The sequence below is a fragment of the Pseudomonas guineae genome, from assembly GCF_900113745.1.
Lineage (GTDB): Bacteria > Pseudomonadota > Gammaproteobacteria > Pseudomonadales > Pseudomonadaceae > Aquipseudomonas > Aquipseudomonas guineae.
Map to the genome: position 1 here is coordinate 650,665 of NZ_FOQL01000001.1, position 21,799 is coordinate 672,463.

Annotated in this window: 20 protein-coding genes; 7 read left to right on the top strand and 13 right to left on the bottom strand. The window is 60.7% G+C overall.

The window, feature by feature from the left end; genetic code table 11:
* Positions 1–26 precede the first annotated feature (26 nt).
* Complete coding sequence (locus tag BMZ32_RS03085; protein ID WP_090239447.1) at positions 27–1,394, bottom strand: choice-of-anchor I domain-containing protein; 1,368 nt, start codon at positions 1,392–1,394, stop codon at positions 27–29.
* A gap of 211 nt (positions 1,395–1,605) precedes the next feature.
* On the opposite strand from BMZ32_RS03085, the gene BMZ32_RS03090 reads away from it, so the two are divergent.
* A complete protein-coding gene (locus tag BMZ32_RS03090; protein WP_090239450.1) occupies positions 1,606–2,403 on the top strand; it encodes a substrate-binding periplasmic protein in 798 nt (265 codons plus the stop codon).
* A gap of 83 nt (positions 2,404–2,486) precedes the next feature.
* Here BMZ32_RS03090 and BMZ32_RS03095 read toward each other — a convergent pair whose 3' ends face one another.
* From BMZ32_RS03095 to BMZ32_RS03115, 5 genes are all read right to left on the bottom strand, one after another.
* Positions 2,487–3,773, bottom strand: a complete 1,287-nt coding sequence (locus tag BMZ32_RS03095) for an ABC1 kinase family protein (protein WP_090241522.1) — start codon at positions 3,771–3,773, stop codon at positions 2,487–2,489.
* 122 nt (positions 3,774–3,895) lie between these two features.
* Positions 3,896–4,321, bottom strand: coding sequence for a potassium channel family protein (locus BMZ32_RS03100; protein ID WP_090239452.1), 426 nt, complete (start codon positions 4,319–4,321; stop codon positions 3,896–3,898).
* 187 nt (positions 4,322–4,508) lie between these two features.
* The gene (locus BMZ32_RS03105; RefSeq protein ID WP_090239453.1) at positions 4,509–7,946 is read right to left on the bottom strand and encodes an AAA family ATPase; all 3,438 of its coding nucleotides are present in this window, start codon (positions 7,944–7,946) and stop codon (positions 4,509–4,511) included.
* Positions 7,943–9,163 carry an exonuclease subunit SbcD gene (gene sbcD / locus BMZ32_RS03110; protein ID WP_090241523.1) on the bottom strand — a complete coding sequence of 407 codons (1,221 nt, stop codon included), beginning with the start codon at positions 9,161–9,163 and terminating at the stop codon, positions 7,943–7,945. Before sbcD ends, BMZ32_RS03105 begins: the two co-directional genes overlap by 4 nt.
* Positions 9,164–9,171: 8 nt before the next feature.
* Entirely contained in the window at positions 9,172–9,591 is a 420-nt protein-coding gene (locus BMZ32_RS03115) for an Lrp/AsnC family transcriptional regulator (protein WP_090239454.1), read from the bottom strand.
* 125 nt (positions 9,592–9,716) lie between these two features.
* Between BMZ32_RS03115 and yjeH the strand changes: the two genes are divergently transcribed.
* From yjeH to BMZ32_RS03145, 6 genes are all read left to right on the top strand, one after another.
* Positions 9,717–10,985 (top strand): L-methionine/branched-chain amino acid transporter, encoded by a 1,269-nt coding sequence (gene yjeH / locus BMZ32_RS03120; RefSeq protein WP_090239456.1) that lies wholly within the window; start codon positions 9,717–9,719, stop codon positions 10,983–10,985.
* 75 nt (positions 10,986–11,060) lie between these two features.
* Positions 11,061–12,395, top strand: a complete 1,335-nt coding sequence (locus BMZ32_RS03125; protein ID WP_090239457.1) for a TAXI family TRAP transporter solute-binding subunit — start codon at positions 11,061–11,063, stop codon at positions 12,393–12,395.
* Positions 12,396–12,431: 36 nt separating this feature from the next.
* Positions 12,432–13,439: a nucleoid-associated protein YejK gene (gene yejK, locus BMZ32_RS03130; protein ID WP_090239459.1), complete on the top strand. Its 1,008-nt coding sequence runs from the start codon at positions 12,432–12,434 to the stop codon at positions 13,437–13,439.
* A gap of 2 nt (positions 13,440–13,441) precedes the next feature.
* Complete coding sequence (locus BMZ32_RS03135) at positions 13,442–14,260, top strand: polyphosphate kinase 2 family protein (protein ID WP_090239460.1); 819 nt, start codon at positions 13,442–13,444, stop codon at positions 14,258–14,260.
* A 38-nt stretch (positions 14,261–14,298) separates the two neighbouring features.
* Complete coding sequence (locus BMZ32_RS03140; protein WP_244153938.1) at positions 14,299–15,105, top strand: DUF4344 domain-containing metallopeptidase; 807 nt, start codon at positions 14,299–14,301, stop codon at positions 15,103–15,105.
* Between the two features lie 124 nt (positions 15,106–15,229).
* Positions 15,230–15,547, top strand: a complete 318-nt coding sequence (locus tag BMZ32_RS03145) for a glutaredoxin family protein (protein WP_090239466.1) — start codon at positions 15,230–15,232, stop codon at positions 15,545–15,547.
* 45 nt (positions 15,548–15,592) lie between these two features.
* On the opposite strand, the gene BMZ32_RS03150 is transcribed toward BMZ32_RS03145, so the two are convergent.
* The 7 genes from BMZ32_RS03150 to BMZ32_RS03180 all read right to left on the bottom strand — a co-directional run bounded on the left by BMZ32_RS03150 (position 15,593) and on the right by BMZ32_RS03180 (position 21,784).
* Entirely contained in the window at positions 15,593–16,528 is a 936-nt protein-coding gene (locus BMZ32_RS03150; protein ID WP_090239469.1) for a glutathione S-transferase family protein, read from the bottom strand.
* Between the two features lie 67 nt (positions 16,529–16,595).
* The gene (locus BMZ32_RS03155) at positions 16,596–16,916 is read right to left on the bottom strand and encodes a GIY-YIG nuclease family protein (protein ID WP_208598676.1); all 321 of its coding nucleotides are present in this window, start codon (positions 16,914–16,916) and stop codon (positions 16,596–16,598) included.
* Between the two features lie 100 nt (positions 16,917–17,016).
* Positions 17,017–18,000: a LysR family transcriptional regulator gene (locus BMZ32_RS03160; RefSeq protein WP_208598677.1), complete on the bottom strand. Its 984-nt coding sequence runs from the start codon at positions 17,998–18,000 to the stop codon at positions 17,017–17,019.
* 71 nt (positions 18,001–18,071) lie between these two features.
* Positions 18,072–19,523 (bottom strand): diaminopimelate decarboxylase, encoded by a 1,452-nt coding sequence (gene lysA / locus BMZ32_RS03165; RefSeq protein WP_090239472.1) that lies wholly within the window; start codon positions 19,521–19,523, stop codon positions 18,072–18,074.
* Between the two features lie 31 nt (positions 19,524–19,554).
* Positions 19,555–20,322, bottom strand: coding sequence for an ATP-binding cassette domain-containing protein (locus tag BMZ32_RS03170; protein ID WP_090239475.1), 768 nt, complete (start codon positions 20,320–20,322; stop codon positions 19,555–19,557).
* Positions 20,319–21,062 carry an ABC transporter permease gene (locus tag BMZ32_RS03175; protein ID WP_090239477.1) on the bottom strand — a complete coding sequence of 248 codons (744 nt, stop codon included), beginning with the start codon at positions 21,060–21,062 and terminating at the stop codon, positions 20,319–20,321. Before BMZ32_RS03175 ends, BMZ32_RS03170 begins: the two co-directional genes overlap by 4 nt.
* On the bottom strand, positions 21,059–21,784 hold the full coding sequence (locus BMZ32_RS03180) for an ABC transporter permease (RefSeq protein ID WP_090239480.1): 726 nt from the start codon (positions 21,782–21,784) through the stop codon (positions 21,059–21,061). The genes BMZ32_RS03175 and BMZ32_RS03180 overlap by 4 nt, the downstream gene beginning before the upstream one ends.
* Between the last annotated feature and the right edge of the window lie 15 nt (positions 21,785–21,799).

Here is a 21,799-nt window from a genome sequence, read left to right on the forward strand (position 1 = left end):
ACCGATCCTACGCTTGCTTCAAGGCGTTATTTGACCAGCTCGAATAGCGCGACGTTGCCGCTCTTCTCCAGCCCGGTAACCAGGAAATGTCGGCCATTGTGCTCCACATGTGCCAGACCTTCAGGCGCCAGTTGGCCAGAACCCGCCCCCTCAGCCGCTCCAATGACTTGCAGCACCTGCGGTTGATCCGGCTGATCGAGATCGATCAGGGCCAGAGAATCCGCACGTTCCAGAGTAGCCACCGCCAAACGTTTACCGAAGGCATCGAAACTCACCACACCCTCCGGCTCGCTGCCTTTGTTGGGGCTGCGCGCATCCGGATAAACGCCGGCGGCGGCGGCCTTGTCGTCAAGCTGGCTGCCCGTATCGCCGAGTAATTTACCGCTCATGGCATCAAACACACTAACCGTACGGCCACCACCGCTGGGCAAGCCGGCCTTGGTTTTGGCGATTTTCGGATCGCTGTCGCCTTCATCGGCCGTGATCAGGTAACGGCCATCGGCGCTTACGGCCACGGCATCCGGCTCGCGCAGGGCAAACAGCTCGGCACTCGGGTCGTACTTGCCGTCATACACAATATCCGCCGCATGACGCACCGTGCCCAGGCCAAACACCTTGTCCAGCTTGCCCTGCATGACATCAATCACGGCAACCGCGTTGTTTTCCTGCAGGCTGATGTAGGCACGCGCTCCGTCCGGGCTGAAGGCCACGTATTCCGGCTCAATATGCTCGGGGCTGGTGCCGAACGGAATTTTCAGCTCTTCACCGTCGATTTCCCGCTCCAGCAACCGCTTGTGCTCGGATTGAGTCACACCCTCGACACCGGCCAGGTCCGGCAGGCTGATCAGGCTGTGTTTGGCCGCGACCACGCCACCGCGCAGGTCGATCAGGCTGATCGAACCTTCACCGCTGCGAAAGCCTGCACCGTCACGCACATAACCCTCACCCTCGTTAGCCACTACAACAAAATCACCCGTGGGCGAAAACCCTACGCTGTCCGGCCAAACGCCAACCTCCAGGGTATTCAGCAGCTTCCCATCAGCCGCACTGCGAAACTCTATACGACCGTTTGTCAGGGCATCGCGGTTGCGGATGCATACGGCAAAAAGGTCTTCGCGGGGGTGGAAGGCCACCGATGTGATTTCCCCAGCCGCCTCGGCCACCAGGTTATAGCGCGCCAGGCGATCAAGACCCTTGGCCGGGTCCAGCTGCAGAATATCCACCAGGCCTTCGGCACTATTGGAGACAGCCACGCGTAGGCTTGAAGCCTGCACGCTGACAATTTCAGTGCCTTCAGCAAAACCGCTTTGGTACTGCCCCAGCGGTTTCAACTCAAGGGCCGAGGCCAGTGGCGCCAGCGCAAAGAGCGCACAGAGTGTAGGAATTCGCAGCACAGCAATTATCCTTATGCAGAGACAGGGGATTGAACCAGTTCGCAGCAGTCTTCATGCCTCAGATGACACTTTGATGAAGTATTGGCGACCCCTGGCTGCTGGCTATTTAGGCAGCAGCCCCTCATCTATGGGATGCACTCGCTCATGCACAATGCTATTAATGCTCGCGGAGCACGCCGTATACCCGCGCGCAGCCGCTAGAGGGCGCTTAATGAAGTGCAAACCCCTGTTGGTCGCAGTGTGCTTATTGTTTGGTGTTTTCGCGCAGGCCAGCGAACAGCCTGAATTGAAGATCAGCGTCGGTGACTGGCCGCCCTATCTGTCCGAAGACCTGCAACACAACGGCGTTATCGCCCACTTGATCAGCGATCTACTGGCCGATGAAGGCTACCGCGTCAGCTTCCAGTTCCTACCCTGGCCACGCGCTTATTCGTCTGCCGCGGCAGGCCGCTTTGACGCCACCGCAGTGTGGATGCATAAGAATGACCGCGAGGCTGACTTTTTTTTCAGCGCACCGTTACTCGATGAGCAATTCGTATTCTTTCACCTGAAAAGCCTGCCCTTCGGCTGGCGCAGCTTTGCCGATCTCACCGGCATGAAGCTGGGTGGCGGTTTGAAATACAGTTATGGCCCGGATTTCGACGCCTTTCTCGCCGAAGGCAAGGTGAAGATCGAGCGTGTCTCCAGCGACCAACAAAACTTCGACAAGCTGCTCAAGGAGCGCGTCGTGCTCTACCCGCAGGAAATGCACGTGGGCTACGCGTCATTACGCAGCCACTTCAGCGCGGCGGAGCAGGCGCGTATTACTCATCACCCGAAGCCGCTGCTAATCAACCGCAGTTACCTGATGCTGCCGAAAAGCCTGGCAGGTAGCCCAGCACTGCTTGAGCGCTTCAATAAACGCCTGCAGCTCTATCGCGACAGCGGTCGTTACCAGCGTTATTTCGATGATTTAAAGCAAGGCAAGTACCAACCGGAACCGCCCACATCGCCCGCGAGCAAGGAATAAGCGCGCGCGAATTAACGGCGGGCCAGTGTGCGGACAAACCAATAGTATCGTCGAAACGTACAGCCCCTAACCGTTCCAGCTGGTTAAGGCATGGCCAGCTGCGTCTGCAGCAGGTCCGCCACCGGCACTGCCACGCCGAGACGGCTGAGGTTCCAGTAGTGCCCTTCCAGCGTGCGGTTAACCAGCAAGGTGGCCGGGGCCGGTTGCAGGCTACCAAGCGCGCCCAGTACATCTGGCAGCAGCCGTTGCACTTGCTCATGCAGCGGCGTGGCGGCAAAGTCCCAGTGCACGCCGGGCTGCAGCAACGGCCCGAGCAAGCCATGCAGCTGACGATAAAAGCCATACGGAATGGTCGATTTTGGCTGGCGCGTACCGAGCGCCTGAAAAGCCTGTTCCAGCTGTTCGCCATCGCGCGCCTGCAAGGCTCTGAAGGTTTGCACATAAGCCGCGAGTAACGGCGCGGGCAAGGCCTGCACACAGCCAAAGTCATACACCACCAACTCACCAGCGGCTGTATAGGCAAAATTGCCTGGGTGCGGGTCAGCGTGCAACAAACCCAGCTCGAAGGCCTGGGCGCTTAGCCAGCGTACCAGCGTCAGGGCCAAACGCTCACGCACCTCGGCACTGGCTTGGGCGACTTCGGCAAACGGCAAGCCCGGCTCTTCACTCAGCGCCAACACGCCGGGCCGACACAGGTCTTCTTGCGGTTGCGGCAGGCGTAAACCCGGCCAGTCAGCGAAATGCGCTCGAAAACGCTGCAACCGACGCATCTCTGCGGGGTAATCCAACTCGGCCTCAATCACCGCCGCAAGCTCACGATGCAGGCCTTCTAGTTGCGCGGCTGGGGCGCGAAACAAGCGCCCCAGCGGCAACAAACGGCGCAGTTGGCGCAGGTCAGCTTGGCAAATCTCGGCGATACCCGGGTATTGCACCTTGAGCACCAGCGCCCGGCCATCGAGCGCCACAGCACGATGAACCTGGCCGAGCGAAGCCGCCGCGAAGGGTTGCTCGTCGATCTGCTGAAAAAACGCGCCGAGGTCGCTGCCATAGACCTGCTGCAAATGCCCGCGCAGCGCGCTGAAGGGCAAGGCTGGAACACGGTTTTGTAACGCGCCTAGTGATCGGGCCACCGGCTCGGGCAACACGCCCTGCCACTGCGAAGCCATCTGGCCCAGCTTGAGCACCGGCCCTTTCATCTCGCCCAAAACATCCGTCAACAACTCAGCCACTGGCTGCCAGTCAATGCTGCTGCGCCCTGGACGCAAGCGCTGCCCCAGTACGCTGGTGCCGATGCGCGTGGCGGTACCCGCCAAAGTAAGAAAGCGCCCCAGTGCAGAGGCAGAAGGTGGAGCAACAGGAGGCTTGGCCATGCGCAAACACTCATCAAGGCGAAACGGGATCATGCACCGCCAGCTAACAGGTACCAAGCATTAAGGACGATCAATGCAACACAGGCTCGGGCGGCAAGACCTAGTTTGAGTTAAGGCATGGGCTATTTAGGCTGCCAATAGCGCTGCATTTCGACGAACAGGAAGGAGGCGGTCCAGGTGATCAACACCAAACCTGTAAGCCCTTCGATTCCGGTCAGAAAACGTAACGAACCGGTCGGTTCGATATCGCCGAAGCCCAGGGTGGTGAAGGTTGTGAAGGAAAAATACACGCAATCGAGCAGGCTGCCGTCGAAGTTGCCTGTCAACTGACCCCAGCCGCTGGTGCGGTGCATGAAGTAGTACGCGATGGCGAACACCCAAACCTCAACCGCATGGGCCAGCAGCGCCCCGCAAACGCCGAGGACGATGCGGAACCGATGGCGAATACTGATCTTCGGCAGCAGTTGGGTCAGGCGAAACAGGAATTCGTAATGCGTCACCACCGCGACTATGACCACCAGACTGTTGACCAAAAATACGCTGAACACGGACGCTCCGTTTACCGAGGGACAGAAGATAGGCGGCGTGAACAAGGCCCCGCACACGGTATTTAGTATGGCGCGGCGCCGATCTGCGGGCCACTGCAAACAGCTTCGCCGCACAGGCCAGGCAGGCCCTGCACCGCCCGGCGCCCGTGCTCAGCAGCTCACTGAGCCTAGCTATGGGCGCTTGCGTCTAACAGGCAAAGCACCGATCCAACCCGCTGTAGCCCATGCCGACACCCTTATGCACTTTCAACTGCACCGGAATACGTTCCTTAAGCGCCTCAACGTGGCTGATTACGCCAATCATCTTGCCGCTGGCGTTGAGGTTATCCAGGGCATCCAGGGCCACTTCCAGGGTTTCGCCGTCGAGGGTACCGAAGCCTTCATCAAGAAACAGCGAGTCGATACTGGTTTTGTGACTGACCAAATCCGACAGCGCCAAGGCCAGCGCCAGACTGACCAAGAAGCTCTCACCGCCAGACAGGGTCTTGGTGTCACGCGCCGCATCCGCTTGCCAGGTGTCGATCACCTCCAGCTCCAACTCGCCGCTGCTGCGGCGCGCCAACTGGTAGCGGCCGTGCAAGCGTTCGAGCTGCTGGTTGGCCAAGTAGACCAGATGATCCAGCGTTAACCCTTGGGCGAACTTGCGGTACTTGGCGCCATCGGCTGAGCCGATCAGGCTATTGAGTTGCTGCCAGAGGTCGTATTCGCTCTGCTTTTTGCTAATTGCAGCGAATACGCTTTGCTGGCCCTGCCTGCGCGCATCATCACCGTGCAACTGGGCACGGATTTCGCCTTGGCGCTGACTTAAACCTTTGAGCTGCGCCACCAACTGCTGGTTAAGGTTCAATAACTCTTCATCAAGGGTTTCAGCCAATAGTCCAGCAGGCTTGTCGGCCTGGACTTCGGCCAAGCGCTGACTGGCATCGGCTTCCAGGGCTTGCGCCGCTGCAATAGCATGACCCAAGCGTTGTTGCAGCTCGCGCAGGCTCAGGCGCTGCGGCTCCTCCAGCACGGCCGCAAGGAACTGCGCCTCATCGGCAAACGGGCTCGCCGCAAGGGCCACTAGCCAAGCTTCATGCTGAGCACGCTGCTCAGCTTGTTCAGCCTCGCTACGCACCTGCACGGTGTGCAACTGGCCCTGGAGTTGATCACGTTGTTGCTGGGCTGCCGGCCAGCTGCTTTGCAAACTGCGCAGCTGCTCCTGAGGCTCTGCAGCCGCAGTAAGCAGCGGCAGCGCCGGCGCCGGCGCAGCTTGTTCGAGCCAACGCTGCTGCCATACCTGCGCCTGCTCCTGAGCCACTTGCACAGCACGCTCGTGGGTTTGCTGCTGGCTGGCCAAGCGCTGGCTCAGTGCCTGCTCAGCCTGCCACTGCTGCCAGGCCTGCTGTTGCTCCTGAAACCAAATCGCTGGAGCTTCAGGCCAGGCATAACCGAGTGCTTGCACACTGCTGCTTAAACGCACCTGACGTTCTGCCTGTTTGCGCCCCAGCTGTTGCAGGTGCGCCTCACTATCGAGCCCGCGCTGTTGCAGGTTGCTTTGCTGGGTAAGCTGGGCCTCCAACTGGGCACGACAGCGACTCAGTTCACGTTCAGCCTGCAAGCGCGCATCGGCGAAGCGTTGCAGGGCCTGTTTAAGCTGGTCGATCTGGCTCAACCGCGCCTGTTGCGCCGCTTGCTGCTGCTCATGCTGTTGCTGCGCCGTCAGCAGCGCGGCGCCATCTACTAAGGTCATACCCAGCTGCTGACATGCCTGCTGCCAACGCTGGCTGCACTCAGCCACACCCTGCTCGGCAGCCACGAGCTGAGCCTGGCTGTGCACCACCTGCGCCTCGACCACACCCAGCTGCTTATTTAATGCCTCGCCCTGCGCCCGCACCGCATCCTGTTCCTGCTGCTTGGCCTTTAAGGCTTGAACGGTTTGCGAGGGATCGAGGGCCTGATACTCGGCAATCGCCGGATGCTCACGCGAACCACACAAGGGGCACGCCTCATCAGCTTGCAGCGCGGCGCGATGCTGCTCCAGCTGTTGGATGCGTTGCTCCTGCTCTAGCAACTTTTGTTTATCGGCAATCTGCTGCTTGAGGTCGACGAACTGGCTGCGCAACACCTCACGCTGGCGGTTTAACTCGTTCAGTTTGAGCTGCTGTTCAGTCAACTGCAGCTGGCTCTGCGCCTGTTGCGCCCGATCGCGCTGGCGTTGTGCCTCGATGTTTTGCAGTTGCTCAAGCTGCCGCCCGCGCTCAGTCAATTGCTGCGATTGCTCACGCAGCGCGGCATCATCCTGCCCGCCCAGCACCTCGTCGAGTTGTTGCTGGGCGAGACATACCGCTTGCTCGGCTTGCTCATAACCCGTCTCGGCGGCTTTCAAAGCGACCTGCTGCTGCGCCAACTCGGCGGTCAGCTCATTCAATGCCTGGCAGTTTTTTGCCTGCGCGGCGCGCTCGGCCGCCTGCTCCTGTTCACCCTGCTGCAACGCGTCGAACTGTTCCTGCCACAGGGGCAGGTTGGCACCGAGCTGCGCACGTTGGGGTTGCTGCGCCAGCTGCTGGACGGTTTCCTCAACGCGCTGCTGCACCAGCTTCAACGCCTGTTGTTCGGCCTGTAACGCCTGCTGGCTGTATTGCTGGCCTTGCCAGGCGTATTGGCTGATCTGCTGCAGCGCCTGCGCATGCTGAGCCTGCAGGTCTTGCGCCTGCGCCTGACTGTCGTGCAGCTGGCGATTGTGCCGTTGCAGCTCGCGGTACAGCGGGAGTAGCTGGGTGGCGGGCTCACTGGCGGCCAATTGCTGCAACTGCGGCTGCGCCTGTTGCTGAGCCCGCTGGGCCTCACCAAGCTGCTGATGCGCCTGCTGCAATTGTGCCTGGGCGACGGTTATAGCCTTACGCCACTGCTGCTGGGCCTGCACGCGCTCATGCTCAAGCGCCAAGCGTTGCTCATCGGCGGTCAGCTGCTCGACCTCTGCAACCAGCTGATTGCGCTGCTCGGTGCTCAGCAGCTCAACCCCCTCGGCGCGGGCACGCAGTTGGTCGAGGTTAACTTTTACCTCGCGGGTCTGCTCGAACACCCGCTGGGAGATCTGCCCATAGATGTCGGTGCCGGTCAGTTCTTCCAGCAGTTCGGCGCGCTGGTTGGCGTTAGCCTCAAGGAACGCGGCAAAGCCACCCTGAGCGAGCAACATGGACTTGGTAAAGCGCTCGAAATCCAGTCCAGTGAGGCGTTCGATTTCGCGCAGCTTTTCATTGATTTTGTCGGTGATGATCTGCCCGTCAGCCGCCGCTAATTCGACCTTAGGCGCTTGCAACGCACCATCGGCTTTATCGCGGGCGCGGCGTTGGCTCCAGAAGGCGCGATACGCAACGCCCTTGACCTCGAACTCGACCTCGGCCAAACAATCCGCCGTATGCCGGGTCATCAGCTCGTTGGCACTGGCCGACACCGTGCTCATGCGCGGGGTGCGGTGATACAGCGCCAGGCAGATGGCATCCAGCAGCGTGGTCTTGCCGGCGCCGGTCGGCCCAGTAATGGCGAACAAGCCGTTGTCTTTGAACGGCTCGGCGGTGAAATCAATCTTCCATTCGCCCTTCAGCGAATTAAGGTTTTTCAGACGCAAGCTAAGGATCTTCATAAGTCGCCCTCGCGCAGCTCGCTCACCACTTGTTGATACAGTTGCAGCAGGGGCTTTTGCTCATCGTCAGCCAGGGTTTCGCTACTCAAACGTTGGGCGAACACCTCTTCAACACTCAACTCGTCCAGGGTCTCTTTGGCTCGGCCTTGCAGGCTAGCGCTGGCAGTGCCGCGCTCACGGCGGATACGCAGCACCTCCACCGGCAGGCCCTCGCACAGCGCGGCGATGCGCAGCTGCAGATCACTCAGGTAGTCGTCGGTGCCGACCAGCACTTCCAGCCACACCGGCTGCTCGGCACTGCCCTGCTTGGCCGCTTCTTGGATGGCTACTTCAAGCTCCTTGAGCGAGCCGCGCAGCGACAGCAGTGGCTGAAAGCGCGGCACCGGCAAGGCTGTAATCTGCCGCAGGCCGCTACTATCCAGCTCTACCAGCAGCACTTCCTTTTGCTGCTTGGCCTCATCGAAACTCAGGGCAATCGGCGAGCCGCAGTAGCGGATATGTTCCAGGCCGCCGACCTTCTGCGGGCGGTGAATATGCCCCAGCGCGATATAAGCAGCCGGCGGGAAGGCGCTGGTGGGAAAAGCCTCCAGGCTACCGACATAAATCTCGCGCACCGAATCACTGGCGCTGGCGCCGACGGTGGTCAGGTGACCGGTGGCAATAATCGGCAGGTCGCCGCCCAGTTCTGCGCGCCGGGTTTCAGCCAGGGCATAGAGGCGTTGATAGTGCTGCTGGATCGCCTGCTGTAAGGACTGCTGTTTATCCTGGGCGCTCTGGCCGGCCTGGCTAAGCAACACATCGCGCGGACGGATAAAGGGAATACCGCAGAGCAACGCACCGACTGAACCGTCGCGCCGATGCAGGGCCAGCAACTGCTCATCAATCGGCTCACAGACGCCGGGAATCACCCGCGTACCGAGTTGCGCCAGCAGGGTTTTACTCTCGCCGAGCATGGCCACCGAGTCATGATTACCGCCGAGCACCACCAGCTCGCAGCCGGTGGCGCGCAGCTCAACGATAAAACGGTTGTACTGCTCACGGGCATAACTGGGCGGCGCGCCGGTGTCGAAGATATCGCCGGCGATCAGCAGCGCATCCACCGCATGAGTTTGCACCTGCTCAATCAACCAGGCACAGAAGGCCTGGTGTTCGGCCTGGCGAGTCTTGCCCATAAAGTGCTGGCCGAGGTGCCAGTCTGAGGTGTGCAGAATGCGTATGGGCTGAGTCAAAAGGTCCAATCCTTAACCATCATATGAGTCTTCACTTTCTGCATACCGGGGAAGTTTTCGATCTCGCCACGCACCTCGCTGAAGCGCAGCATCGAGGCCGCTTCGATGTACACCAGCATATCGGTCTCACCACTGATGCCGCTGCAGCGGCGCACCTCAGGAAATACGCGCATCAGTTCGACATAGTGCTCGCAGCGCCCGCCGCTATAGAACAGTTCCAGATAGACCTTGATCGCCGCCTCACCTGGCACCGCAACATGAGCGTGGTAACCGCTGATGATGCCGCTGTGCTCTAACTGGCGTATTCGCTCGCTAACCGCCGAGCGCGACAGGCTGACCTCGCGGGCGATCTGGCTGACGGGTAAGCGCGCATCGGCGCGCAGCAAGGCGAGTATCTGCTGGTCAAACTTGTCCACGGGGTGCTCTCAAAAGCAATGTGCTGGAAAATGCCGCCACTTCGCCGGGCAAAACCGACGCTTCGCCAGCTGCCTGAATCAGGTGGGCGCATTAACATGGCGAACGAAACCGCAGAGCATACAACATGAGTCGTCTGAACCAGGAAATAGGCCTGCTACAAGGGATTGGCCTGCTGAGTACATCACTGCTCGGCACCGGGATTTTCGTAATTCCGGCCCTGGCGGCGACAGTTGCCGGTGAGGCGTCACTATGGGCCTGGATGATCCTCATCGCCCTGGTGTTACCGGTGGCCTTTACCTTTGCTCAACTGGGCCGTCGCTTCCCCCATGCCGGCGGCGCGCCGCACCTGATTGGTAGGGCGTTTGGTCCGCGCATGGAGCGCCTCAGCGCGCTGCTGTTTCTCGCTGTACTGCCGGTGGGTTTACCGGCTGCACTGAATATCGCCAGCGGTTTCTGGCAGGCGCTGTTCGACCTTAGTCAAAACCAAGCCTTGATCATCCAACTCGCCACGTTGGCCGCTATCCTGGTACTCGGCCAACGCCCGGCCAAGGCCTCCGGCTTGCTTCAAGGCGCTATCGCAGTAGGGGTTATCAGCACCATCGCGTTGATTTGGTGGGTCGGTGACTTGCCCACCAGCAGCCAACCACTGCTGCCACCCATCAGCGGTTCCTGGCATTTACTGCCGGCGGCGCTGGGCGTGATGTTCTGGTGTTTTGTCGGCATTGAGGCCTTCACCCACATGGGCGAAGAGTTCAAGAACCCCGAGCGCGACTTCCCGCTGGCCTTGCTGTTTGGGGTGCTGCTGGCGGGGCTGGTGTACTGGGCCTGCTCGGTGGCGGTGCTGAGCTTCCATGCTTACGGTGATGTGCAGACCGACGCCGCTTCGCTGCCACGCTTGCTCGATCTACTGCTGGGCGAGAAGGCCCGCTGGCTGGCAGCCACGGTCGGCTACCTGGCCTGCTTCGCCTCGATGAATGTCTACATGCAGGGCTTTGCCCGGCTGATCTGGAGCCTGGCTGACGAGGGCAAACTGCCTAATAGCCTGGCCCAGCGCAACCACCATGGCGTGCCTGCGCGCGCCCTGCTACTAGTGGTGTTGGCCTGTGCGTTATGCGCCGTTTTGGCCAGCGTGCTCAACCTCACGGTGGACGACCTGATCCGCTATGCCAACGGCAACTTCGTGCTGGTCTACCTGCTTAGCATGGCCGCTGGCTGGGTGTTGCTGCGCGGTATTTGGCGCTGGCTGGCAGCATTCAGCGCACTGCTGTGCGCCTTGGTGCTGCTGATGCTGGAGATGGATGCAGGCTATGCCCTGGCCTTGCTGGCCGTGCTCGCACTGCTCGACCACCTCAATGAGCAACGCAGCATGCGCCTGGCTGCCGGGCCACACTAAAAGCACCGGTAACCTTTAACTGGGTCAGTCATTCCAGCTACCCTCAGCCCAGCTAGGTACTGACAAGGACTGACCATGCGCCGCATTCTCCATGACCTGAAAATCCTCATCCTCACCAACCTGTGGATCGTGCCAGTACTCGCCGGCCTGGTGGGTGCGCTATTTTACTTCGCGGCGCCGCCACCGCCGATGCACGCGCACCTGGCCACCGGCAGTGAAAACGGGGGTTACCATGCCTTCGGCGTGCGCCTGCAAACTGAGCTGGCGCAACACGGTTTTACCCTGGAGCTGGTGCCGAGTGCAGGCTCGCAGGACAACCTAAGCAAGCTCACCGCTGGCGAGGTCGAACTGGCCCTGGTACAGAGCGGCCAGGAGCTGACCTTGGGGGATGAGCAACGCGAAAAAATCTCCGGACTCGGCGTGATGTACCGCGAGCCGCTGTGGTTGTTCGTTGGCGAAAACGTGTCGTTCGTGCACTTGGGTGACCTGATGAATCTGCGTCTGGCCATTGGCTCGCAAGGCAGCGGCACCCAAGCAGTAACCGCCGCGCTGCTGAGTGCCAACCGTATAGAGCCCGAGGGCTATCCGCAGCAGTGGCAAGCACTGGGGGGACGCCGCGCCGCCGATGAGTTGATCGCGGGCACGCTGGACGCCGCCTTTTTTATCGGCCCGGCGGAAAATATGCTGCTTCAGCGCCTCGCTGCTGAGCCCAAGATCCGCCTGGTCGGCTTGCGCCGCATTGATGCCTACCTGGCCCGTCTGCCTTATCTGAGCCGTCTGCAGGTTGGCGAAGGCATGCTCGACCTAGCCCATAACGTGCCGAGCACGAATATCACCACCCTCGGTCCGGTCGCTACCTTGGCCGCCGGCGAGGACTTTCACCCCTCGCTGACCCCGTTGATCCTTGAAGCGGCTAAGACCGTGCTGAAGAACGGCAGCCTGCTCGACCCGGCCGGCAGTTACCCGGCTCGCCCACCGTTGTCGCTGCCCATTCTCGATCAGGCCGAGTACTACTACGACAAAGGCCTGCCGATCCTGCAGCGCTACCTGCCGTTCCGCATCGCCTCGCTGGCCGACCGCTACATCATCCTCGCCATCCCGCTGCTGGTGCTGCTGTTTCCACTGTTCAAGGCCATCGGGCCGATTTACCAGTGGCGCATCCGTGCGCGTATTTACCGCTGGTACAAGCACCTGCGCGAGATCGACCAGCAGCTCTACAAAGGCAAGCTGAGCAGCAACATCGGCGCAGAAATCGAGCGTCTGGAAAAACTCGAAGACGAACTGGCGCAGGTGGAAGTGCCGCTGTCCTACTCAAATGAGCTGTATGAGCTGCACATGCACCTGCGCTACATGATCGAACGCTTGACCTCCTACCAGCGGCGCACGACTGGCGACGCGCAGGTCGGGTAACATGCGCACTTTCCGTTTACGCACCACGAGGCCGCTATGCCGATCCGCCACTGCATCGTCCACCTGATCGACAAGAAGCCTGATGGCACGCCCGCCGTGCTGCATGCCCGCGATACTGAACTGGGCGTGTCCCAGGCTATCGAAAACATGCTCGCAGACCTCAACGAGAGCTATAACGCCAAGCAGGGCAAGGCTTGGGGCTTCTTTCATGAGGAGTCCGGCGCTTACCCGTTCAGCGGTTGGCTGAAAAATTATCTGAGTGAAGGCCAGGACTTCGCCGCATTCAGCCGCCAGGCCGTTGAACAGCTGCAGAAGCTGATGGAGGAATCCAACCTGTCCACCGGCGGCCACGTGTTGTTTGCTCATTACCAGCAAGGCATGACCGACTACCTGGCTATCGCCCTGCTGCACCATAGCGAAGGCGTGGCGGTGAACGATGCGCTGGACGTGACCGCCGCCAAGCACCTGGACCTGAGCCAGTTGCACCTGGCGGCGCGGATCAACATCTCCGAATGGCAAAACAACGCCAACTCCAAGCAGTACATCTCCTTTATCAAGGGTAAGAACGGCAAGAAAGTCTCAGAGTACTTCCGCGACTTTATCGGCTGCCAGGAAGGCGTCGACGGCCCGGGTGAGACCCGCACCCTGCTGAAAGCCTTCAGCGACTTCGTTGAAAGCGAAGACCTGCCAGAGGATAAGGCCCGCGAAAAGACCAAGACCCTGGTCGGCTACGCCAGCAGCCAAGCCAAGCTGGGCGAGCCAATGACCCTGACTGAATTATCCGGGCTAATCGATGAAGAACGGCCCAAGGCGTTTTACGACCATATCCGTAACAAGGATTACGGCCTTTCGCCGGAAATACCGGCGGACAAACGCACGCTCAATCAATTCCAGCGCTTTACCGGCCGCGCCGAAGGCTTATCGATCAGCTTTGAGGCGCATCTGCTGGGCTCGAAGGTCGAGTACGACGAAAGCACTGACACCCTGGTCATCCGCAACTTGCCGACGCAGCTCACCGACCAACTCAAGCGCCGCAAAAACTAAGCATGGCGCGCCTGCCAGATACGCTGCTGGATGCTTGCTTATGCAACCCGGCAGCGCCCTTCGCGCACAATCCGGCTGGCGACTTCGGCTTGGACAAACAGCAAGCCAAGCACGCCTTGGCGGTACTGCGTCCCTGGCTAAATAAACAGCAGCGCATGCTCTGGGCCAATCGCCAGAACGCCCTGCTATTGATTCTGCAGGGCACCGACTGCTCCGGTAAGGACGGTGTGATCCGCCGGGTGATCAACAGCTTCGACCCTCAGGGCGTGCGCATCCAAGGCTTTCAAAAGCCCGATGCCTGTGAACAACGTCACGATTTCCTCTGGCGCTACCAGCGGCGCTTGCCAGGACCAGGCCTGCTCGGCGTATTCAACCGCAGCTATTACGAAGGGCTGATCAGCGACCCGTTGGATGGTCTGTGCAACCTCAGCGAACTGCCGGCTCGCCGACAGGCCATTGAGGCCTTCGAAGCGCAGCTAACCACTCAGCAAATTCAGCCGTTGAAATGCTTTTTGCACCTGTCAAAAGGCGAACAAAAAAACCGCCTGCAAGAACGGTTGGAAAGCCCCCATAAACGCTGGAAGCTGCACAGCAGCGACCTGCAGTCCTACCGTGAATTCGACCTACGCCAACAACGCTGGGCCGAGCAACTGAGCGCAAGCCACAGCAACGCTGCACCCTGGTACGTGATTCCGGCCGATCATCGCTGGTTACGCGATTGGCTGGTGGCCAGCTTGCTGGCCCGCGAATTAGAACGCCTGCAGCTGGACTGGCCAGACACCCCGGCGCCGTTCAGCCTTAGCGACCTTGAGGCAACATGAAGCTCACCCTTTCCGCTCTACTTTTGAGTTTGAGCGGCATGGTCCACGCCGCCCTGCCGGAGCAAGCCCTGCACCCCGATGAAGTGCGCTTTGTCACGGCTAACGCCGAGTTCACCCTGATGCACGAAATGGGGCATCTGCTGATCAGCGAGCTCAAGCTGCCAGTGCTCGGCCGCGAAGAAGATGCCGCCGATCAGCTTGGGTTTATGGGACTGTTCCTCCTGCATGAACGCCAGAGCGACGCCAACTTCTATGCCAAGCTGCTTGATGTGGCGGACTATTGGCGATTGGAATGGCAGCGGCAAACGCCCGACGCGCCTGAAATCCATGTATGGGATAGCCATGCCCTTGATGCTCAGCGCTTTTTCAACTTGGCTTGCCTGGCCTATGGCAGCGACCCCAAGAACCTGGAGTGGATCATCCAGATGACCGGCCTGCCAGATGAGCGCGCGTTCTACTGCCCGGAGGAATACCAGCAGGTCGAATATGCAGTGAATTGGATTCGTCAGCACTTCACACGTAAGCGCAACCAACCTGAAGGTCATCGGCTGCGGGTGGAATATCAGCCGCCGCCCCATCACCTTGAAGGTGCCACTGAGCTGCTCGAAAAAGTTCGCGCTTCAGGCGAGCTGGAAGCCATTGCCGAACGAACCAGTAGCACATTCGCCCTGCCGCGCGACCTAAAACTGATTGTCACTTCGTGCGGCGAAGCCGACGCTTGGTATAACCGCAACAGCGGCGAGCTAACGCTGTGCTATGAGCGCATCCTCTACTTTCGCGAACTGGCAAAAAAGTTGCCCAGGCTGCGCCAGAAATCTTTGGAAGACGCCCCATCCCGCCACTAAATCCGCGCTACAACTCATCTGCGCCGCTGCCGGCACGCCTGCCTGCAAGGGCATTGGTGCGCTGCAAACACACTGTTAACCTTGCACACTGCCCTATCAAAATAACGAGGCAAGGAATCGCCCTATGAAGAAAGTCATCTTGCTGCTGAGTGCGCTGGCGCTCTACCAACACTGGGACACACTCAATAATTGGCTACAACCGACGCAGGCCTCGCGCCAAAGCGAAGTGGTGCTGTATGCCACGCAGTGGTGCGGCTACTGCGCTAAAACCCGTGAACAACTGGCAGCCGATGGTGTGAGCTATCGCGAGGTGGATATCGAAAAGGATGCCGCGGGCAATGCCATCTTTAAATCCCTAGGTGGCCGCGGTGTGCCGTTGATCGATATCAACGGCACACTGATTCATGGCTATAACCCACAAGCGATGCGCGCCGCTTATTGAACGCCCGGTGCACTCCGCCAGCAGAGCGTACCGAGCTTTACTGGCCTACAGCGCCTTGATAGCAAAGCCCAGTCGTGGGAAGTGCACATGCACAGTGCCGGCGCGAGGGTCTTCGCGGCGCAGGATCAGCTCTTCAGTGCCGCTAAAGATCAGCTCACCCTCGACCGCATCAACGCCATAATCGATGGCGGAAATCGCCACCTGCTGACCCACGGCAAAACCATTTGGATCAACCAATACCGCCTCCGGCAGCGCGGCCGGGGTGGCATCACGGGCAATGCTAATCGCCTCTTCGCCGCTCATCTCGCTGAACGAGCCATGGCCGAAATCCAGCACCCGTGCCAGCCATGTGGCGACGGCCGGATAGCCGTCCACCAGCGGCGCTGTTACCGGCGTACCGCGCAGGAACCACAGCGAATGCGCCATGGCGATATCCGCCAACGAGGCCTCACCAAACAGAAAGTCCCCCGGCTCGCGCTCAAGTTGCTGCTGCAAGCGCGCCATGATTGTGGGCCATTGGTGCTTGGCCACCTCCAGCGGCACTCGCGTGGCCAGGCCACCGTTGAACAGCGTCGAACGGTCGGCAATAAATACCTTGAGGAACTCGGGCGGCAGCTTACCGAAGCGTGCGGCGACGGACTCCGGCTGAAACACCAAGCTTACTGCGTGCAGAAACACCTGGGAGTCGGCCCACTGGGCGAAACTGGCGACATTAAACGCTTGGCCTTCGGGGAACAGCGCCGGGGTGCTTTTCTCCGTTTCCAGACGCTGGCCGATCAAGGCACTGTCGCAATAGATGTCCGCACCGATCTGCAGCACCGGAGTTTTGCGGTAACCACCGGTCAGCGCGGTGAGGTCCGGTTTGGGCATGATTGGCGGGATCATTACCGAGCGCCAGGACAGCTGTTTGAAACCGAGCATCAAGCGCGTCTTCTCGGCGAAGGGCGAAGTCGGGTAATGGTGCAGGATCAACTCATGCATGGCAGGCTCCGCAAGATTTTGGGGTAAACCAGCAGCTTAACTCTGCCTAGAGTATCGGCCTACCCGCTTAGCCTAATGACGCGTTATCAGCCTCGGCGATAACAGCCTGGGTAGCGACCAGCGCTTCCTTGGCCGTCTTGGTCAGACCCTTGATGGCGCGCTCGCGGCGCAGCGCATCGCCTTTCGCCGCGCAGGCCTCGATATACACCAAGGCCTGCGCCGGGCTGGAATAGAAGAAGCGCGCGCCCTTGCCGCTCTGATGCTTGACAAAGCGTTTGTGCGGGTCGTCGCTGATGCCGCAATACAACGCACCATTGGCCGCCCGCACCAGGTAGACAAACCAGGCTTTGCTGACGGGCGAGGCAATCGCAGGGGACAAATCAGGCATCAGGAAAATCAATCGGTTGAGGCTCAAGCAGCGAGCTTAACGTCTCTTCGGCAACGCCGCCAAACCTTTGCCCGCCTGCTGCCGAATAGCGGGCAGCGTCCTATTCGTTGAAATACCGCGCCCTGACCGCCGTCACCGTGGCCTCGCGTAGCAGTCCGATAAACAGCTGCTCGACATCGGTCAGCAGCTGGTTTTCCGGAGTCACCAGGTAGATTTCGTTGACCGGCAGCTGGTCATAGGGCGGCAACTGGAACAGCAGCTTCTGCGCCACATAGGGTTTGGCCCCCTCCACGGTCAGGGCGCCAAAGCCGAGGCCGGCGAGAATCAGCCGGCGCACCTCTTCCTCGTTCGGCGACACGGCCACCAGGCGACCCCAGAACTGCTGTTCGCTGCGTACCGAGCTGACGGCGCTAAGGCCTTCGCCCGGCTGATCGCTCTCGAAAGACACATAGCTCAGACCACGCAGATCCTCGGCCGTCAGCCCCTCGCGAGCAAACAGCGGGTGGCGCGGGCCGCAGTAGAAGGCCATCTGCTCGTAGCCAATCAGGTCGAAATGCAGGCCAGTCTGCGCGGTTTTCTTGTTGCTGATACCGATATGCAGGCTGCCCCGCGCCACGGCGTCGACAATATCGGCGCTGGGCTGGGAGCTGAGGCTGATCAATACATTGGGATACAGCTGGTGAAACTGCGCCAGGCTGTCGTCAAACGGCTGGCAGCTGACGTGGCTGGCCACCTGGATATGCAGCTCGCCGAGCACCGCACCGGCGGCACCGGCGTACTGCTCAGCCATCTTGTCGATGATGCTGCCGGCCGAGGAAATGTACTCGTAAACCCGCAAGCCCTGTTCGGTCAGGGAGAACATGCCCTTCTTGCGCTGAATCAGGCGCATGCCCAGGTGTTCTTCCAGACGTTTGAGTGCATTGCTGACGCTGGGCTGGCTGAGCGACAGCTTGCGCGCCGCGCCGGTGATGCTGCTTTCCTCGACTATCACCAGAAAGGTGTACAGCAGGTTCCAGTCCAGATTGCGCAGCAAGCGCTCGCGGGGCGACAGCATGATCGGTGGCTCTCCCAGGCTGGCCGTCATATTGGCCAATTCTGGGGCAACAGTGCACTGCCCCAGCCTCCGAGTGCAAGCCTGCCAGGCCGCGTCATCGCTCAGTCCACATCAAGCGCCAGGAGGTCGCGGTATTCGCCACGACGGCGGATCAGCCGGCTGCCCTGTTGCACGTCCACCATCACTGCGGCAGCCGATTGCCGGCCACAGTACTGGCTCATCATTTCCAGGGCGTAGGCCCCCACGTCCAGTAGGGCAATCACATCGCCCATCTCGGTGGCGGCCGGCAACTCACGCAGGTTGGGCTGATGTACCAGCACCTTCTCCAGCACCGCACGATGTTCGGCCAGCGCCGGCTGCTCGGCGATCAGGTCGGCCACGGCACCCTCGCCCTCAATGTCGTAGTAGGTGTCGCTGCTGTCGCACAGCGGCCCTGCTATACGGCAGTGCTGGGTATCCCGATCATCGGCGCGCGAGGCGTTGAGCATGTGGAAGTACCAGCCGATGTACAGGTCGAACAGCACGCTGTAGCCGGCATCCAGGTAAAACACCGGGCGACCCTGGCGCTCTTTGCGGGCCTCGATGCGGGTCAGCAGGATGGCGGTGTCGCTGACCATGCTGCGCCCCGGTTCGACGATCAGCTCAATCTGCTCACCGAGAGCCTGAGCCATGGGTTTGATCAGGTGCTCGGCGAGCTGGGCGAAGTCGATCTCGGTGCGGTAGTTGGCAGAATAATGCGCGGCCACCGAATCGAAGTTCTCCTGCGCGCTGCTGTAATTTTTCGGGAAACCACCGCCCAGGTTCACGTGCTCGAGCGGGTAAGGCAGGCGTGCGCTGACCTGCCGCACATAATCGATGAGGAAGTTGGCCTCGGCCTGGTACACGCTGATATCGGTGATCTGGGTGCCGATATGCGCATGCACCCCTACCAGTTTCAGCGCGCCAGGATTCGCCAAAATCAGGTCGATGGCCTCGGCCTGCTCGGCGGTGGTCATGCCGAATTTCGAGGTCGAGGTGCCGGTCTGCCAACCGGCCGCCGCGCCGCCCTGAATTTCCGGGATGATGCGCAGGCTGACCCTGGCCTGCTGACCCAGCTCCGCCGCCACCGTGAGAATACGCGCCAGCTCCGACAGCGAATCGACGTTGATCGCCTTGATTCCGGCGGCAATCACCTCACGCAGCTCATGCACCTGCTTGGCAACACCGTTGAACACCAGCTGCAACGGGGCGAACCCGGCGATTTGCGCCTTGTAGAACTCGCCGCCAGAGTTGACCTCCAGATCCAGGCCGCAGTCCTTGAATACCTTGAGCACCGCCAGGTTGGCGCAGGCCTTGCTGGCGAAGCAAACTCGGGTCTTGGCGTGCACACGGCGGAAGTTATCGAGAATATCCCGCGCGTTATGCCGCAGCTTGGCTTCTGAATAAACAAACAGTGGCGAACCATAGCGCTCGACCAATTCGCGGGTGTTGACCCCATCGATCAGTAACTGGTTGTGGCCACTCTCAAGGTGCTGCGCTCTTTTCCAGGGGTGCAGGGAGACGACTTCGCTCATGGCAGTACTCACTCAAACAAGGCAGTTAAAATTAGTATTGGCTGGCCAGCAGGCGGCGCAGGTTGTCCGACTTCGGGGCATTGAATAGCTGCTCGGGGCAGCCCTGCTCCTCGATACGGCCCTGGTGCAGGTACACCAACTTGGACGAAACCTCGCGGGCAAAGCGCATCTCGTGGGTGACCATAATCATGGTGCGGCCCTCCTCGGCCAGCTCGCGGATCACCTTCAACACCTCGCCGACCAGCTCCGGGTCCAGAGCCGAGGTCGGCTCATCGAACAGCATCACTTCCGGGTCCATGGCCAGGGCGCGGGCGATGGCCACACGCTGCTTTTGCCCGCCGGACAGGCAGTCGGGGTACATCTGGCACTTCTCCAGCATGCCGACCCGGGCCAGCAACTTCTTCGCCTGGGCCTCTACGTCAATGCGATTGCGTTTAAGCACCAGACACGGGCCGAGCATGACGTTCTCCAGCACGGTCATGTGCGACCACAGATTGAACGACTGGAAAACCATGGCCAGGCGCGAACGCACCCGCTCGATCTGCCGCTGAAAGCGCCGCGAGCGCACGCCACGGCTGTTCGGCGTCAGCTCCAGCTCCTCGCCGTTCACTTTCAGGCGCCCGCTGTCGGGGAACTCCAGCAGGTTCATGCAGCGCAGCAAGGTGCTTTTGCCCGAACCGCTGGAGCCGATGATGCTGATCACGTCTTGCCTCTCGGCGGTCAGCGAGATGCCCTTGAGCACCTCGATACCGGCAAAGCTCTTGTACAGTCCATCCACTTGCAGGGCGGCGTTGGTCATCTCGAGACTCCGGTGGAGACCCGCTCTGCGGCGGGTGCAGTAGCAATGGCTGGGGCCTGGCGTACCCGCTGGTGACGGGTCAGGCACAGCTCCAGGCGGCGCCAGAACCAGACGAACACACTGGTCATCAACAGGTAGAGCACCGCCGCCCACAGGTACACGGACAGGTCGAAGGTCTGCGAGAAGATGCGCCGGGTCTGCCCCATCACATCGAACAGGGTGATCACGCTGACCACCGCACTGCCCTTGAGCAGCAGAATGATCTCGTTACCCAGGGCCGGAAACGCGATGCGGTAGGCATTGGGCAGGATGATCTTGCGGTACTGGTTGAAGCGCGACAGGCCCATGGCCACACCTGCCTCAATCTGCCCGTAAGGCACAGCGCGCAGGCCACCCCGAAGAATCTCGATCTGATAGGCCGTGGAGTTGAGGACAAAGGTCAGCAGCGCGCAGTAGTACGGATCGCGGAAGAACCACCACAGCCCCAGCTCGCTCAGCTCGGCGCGGAACTGACCGGAGCCGTAATAGACCAGAAACAGCTGGGCCAACAGCGGCGTACCGCGAAAGAACGAGACGAACAGGCGAATCGGCCAGCGCAGCAGCCCGTGCTCGTTGCAGCGGGCGATGGCCAAAGGTAAGGCCAGGGCGCAGGCCAGCAACGCGGCGATGACAGTAAGCTGCAAGGTCAGGCCGGCGCCGGACAACAACTGAGTGGAGAAGCGCGTAAGGATATCCATCATGCCGCAGCACCTCCGCTACGGTAGCCACGGTTGGCGCGGCGCTCCATGCGTGCCAGCAGGAACTCGCAGAGCAGGCACACGCCCCAATAGGCCAGACACACCACCAGGAAGAACAGAAACGGCTTCTTGGTGGTGCCCACGGCAATATTAGCCACCCGCATCAGGTCACTGAGGGCAATCACCGACACCAGGGCGGTGTCCTTGAGCAGGTTGATCCACAGGTTGCCCAAGCCCGGCAACGCCAGACGCAACAGTTGCGGCAGCTCGATCACCCGGAAGATCGTCAGCCGGCGCAGGCCCATGGACTGGCCCGCCTCGCGCTGACCGCCGTCCAGAGCCTGCCAGGCGCCACGCCAAACTTCGCTGGAATAGGCGGCAAAGACCATGGCCAGAGCCACGACCCCTGCAACGAAGGGGCTCAGTTCGAAATAACCGACTTGCGGGTCGTACCAGCGCAGCAGGCTATTCAGCCCCATACCGACGCCGTGATAGATGATAAACAGGGTGAGCAACTCGGGCAGGCCGCGCAGGGTGGTGCTGTAGGCCAAGGCCAGGCTGCGCGCCAGGCGACCGCCAAACATTGCCAATGCTGCCACCAGTAAGCCCAGCAGCAGCCCGACCGGCAGGGTAGTCAGTGCCAGGGCCAGGGTTACCCCAAGGCCCTGCAACAACTCGTCACCCCAACCGGCGTCACCAAAACTCAGGTAAGTGAGCCAGTCCATAACTAATCCTCTTCT